2 tRNA genes and 1 rRNA gene are annotated in these 2,483 nt (G+C 53.4%); all 3 read left to right on the top strand.

The features are described from left to right. Positions 1 to 371 precede the first annotated feature (371 nt). The 3 genes from CWI75_RS18135 to CWI75_RS18125 all read left to right on the top strand — a co-directional run bounded on the left by CWI75_RS18135 (position 372) and on the right by CWI75_RS18125 (position 2,170). Positions 372 to 1,905 (top strand): 16S ribosomal RNA (locus CWI75_RS18135). A 107-nt stretch (positions 1,906 to 2,012) separates the two neighbouring features. Further along, positions 2,013 to 2,089 (top strand) — tRNA-Ile (locus CWI75_RS18130). Between the two features lie 5 nt (positions 2,090 to 2,094). Continuing rightward, positions 2,095 to 2,170, top strand: a tRNA-Ala gene (locus CWI75_RS18125). Positions 2,171 to 2,483 lie beyond the last annotated feature (313 nt).

Genomic DNA, 2,483 nt, shown 5'->3' with positions numbered 1-2,483 from the left:
CTGATACCCTTAACTATCAATTAGTTAGCGTTGAAAGGCCAGATGGGTTGAGAAGGCCGCCGGATGCAAAATATCGCAAAAAGGTGTTGCCAACGAGTCTCTCCCTTGTATAATGCGCCTCCTCGGAAAGAGCTTGCCTCTACCGACCACCACGGCCCCGGCGGCCCTGGGTTATTTAACAAGAAAACGAAGACAAATGTGTGGGCACTTGTTGGGATAGTTGTCACGACTATTCAGACACAACAAGTGACTCATCGATTCATTTATGGATATATGATTTAAATACTGTGTCTGAGCTGATGATTTGAATGTTAAAGCGAGGTACTCGCGTAAACATTCCCTCTTGCCCTTCGGGGACGAGGTTAAAGATTAAACTGAAGAGTTTGATCATGGCTCAGATTGAACGCTGGCGGCAGGCCTAACACATGCAAGTCGAGCGCGAAAGGCCTTCGGGTTGAGTAGAGCGGCGGACGGGTGAGTAACGCGTAGGAATCTACCTGGTAGTGGGGGACAACTCGGGGAAACTCGAGCTAATACCGCATACGCCCTAAGGGGGAAAGCGGGGGATCTTCGGACCTCGCGCTATCGGATGAGCCTGCGTAGGATTAGCTTGTTGGTGAGGTAAAGGCTCACCAAGGCGACGATCCTTAGCTGGTCTGAGAGGATGATCAGCCACACCGGGACTGAGACACGGCCCGGACTCCTACGGGAGGCAGCAGTGGGGAATATTGCGCAATGGGCGAAAGCCTGACGCAGCCATGCCGCGTGTGTGAAGAAGGCCCTAGGGTTGTAAAGCACTTTCAATTGGGAAGAAAGGTTGCGTGTTAATAGCACGTAACTGTGACATTACCTTTAGAAGAAGCACCGGCTAACTCCGTGCCAGCAGCCGCGGTAATACGGAGGGTGCAAGCGTTAATCGGAATTACTGGGCGTAAAGCGCGCGTAGGCGGTTTGTTAAGTCGGATGTGAAAGCCCCGGGCTCAACCTGGGAACTGCACCCGATACTGGTCGACTAGAGTACGAGAGAGGGAGGTAGAATTCCACGTGTAGCGGTGAAATGCGTAGATATGTGGAGGAATACCGGTGGCGAAGGCGACCTCCTGGCTCGATACTGACGCTGAGGTGCGAAAGCGTGGGGAGCAAACAGGATTAGATACCCTGGTAGTCCACGCCGTAAACGATGTCTACTAGCCGTTGGGAGACTTGATCTTTTGGTGGCGCAGCTAACGCACTAAGTAGACCGCCTGGGGAGTACGGCCGCAAGGTTAAAACTCAAATGAATTGACGGGGGCCCGCACAAGCGGTGGAGCATGTGGTTTAATTCGATGCAACGCGAAGAACCTTACCAGGTCTTGACATCCTCGGAACTTGGCAGAGATGCCTTGGTGCCTTCGGGAACCGAGAGACAGGTGCTGCATGGCTGTCGTCAGCTCGTGTCGTGAGATGTTGGGTTAAGTCCCGTAACGAGCGCAACCCTTGTCCTTAGTTGCCAGCACGTAATGGTGGGAACTCTAGGGAGACTGCCGGTGACAAACCGGAGGAAGGTGGGGACGACGTCAAGTCATCATGGCCCTTACGACCTGGGCTACACACGTGCTACAATGGAACGCACAGAGGGCTGCAAACCCGCGAGGGGGAGCCAATCCCACAAAACGTTTCGTAGTCCGGATCGGAGTCTGCAACTCGACTCCGTGAAGTCGGAATCGCTAGTAATCGCGAATCAGAATGTCGCGGTGAATACGTTCCCGGGCCTTGTACACACCGCCCGTCACACCATGGGAGTGGGTTGCTCCAGAAGTGGTTAGCCTAACCTTAGGGAGGGCGATCACCACGGAGTGATTCATGACTGGGGTGAAGTCGTAACAAGGTAGCCCTAGGGGAACCTGGGGCTGGATCACCTCCTTAAACGACCGTGAAACTTCTCAGTAAGTGTCCACACATTTGTCTTCGTTTGTTTGGTTTGATGAAAGACTGTCCTATGGGCAGGTGAATGCCATTGGGTGCTGACTCATAGGCCTGTAGCTCAGTTGGTTAGAGCGCACCCCTGATAAGGGTGAGGTCGGCAGTTCAAATCTGCCCAGGCCTACCATTTTTGGGGCTATAGCTCAGCTGGGAGAGCGCCTGCCTTGCACGCAGGAGGTCTGCGGTTCGATCCCGCATAGCTCCACCAATTATCCTGCTGTTGGCAGGGGTGGTGCAGGTAAGACAGAGTGGTCCTACCGCAGCCCTACGGTCTGCGACGGATGGCCGCCCCGCCGGAAGGCCGGACCCTCGATCCCGCATAGCTCCACCAATTCCTCTTTCATCACTATCAGTTTTAAGCGCTTTGTTTGCAGAGTGTTTAAATCTGGTTTTAACAACCGGGCTGTTCTTTAACAAGGTAAATCAAGCTGAGTCATTGGATTGTAACCTGGCACTGTGTCGTCTTTATGACGGTGGGTGACGGGAGCGATTCAAGGACAAAAAGTTCTGGATGCGTCGTA

The sequence above is a fragment of the Kineobactrum sediminis genome (assembly GCF_002868715.1).
GTDB lineage: Bacteria > Pseudomonadota > Gammaproteobacteria > Pseudomonadales > Halieaceae > Kineobactrum > Kineobactrum sediminis.
The sequence above is the reverse complement of the archived record's forward strand: the minus strand, read 5'-3'. Positions and strand labels throughout refer to the sequence as shown.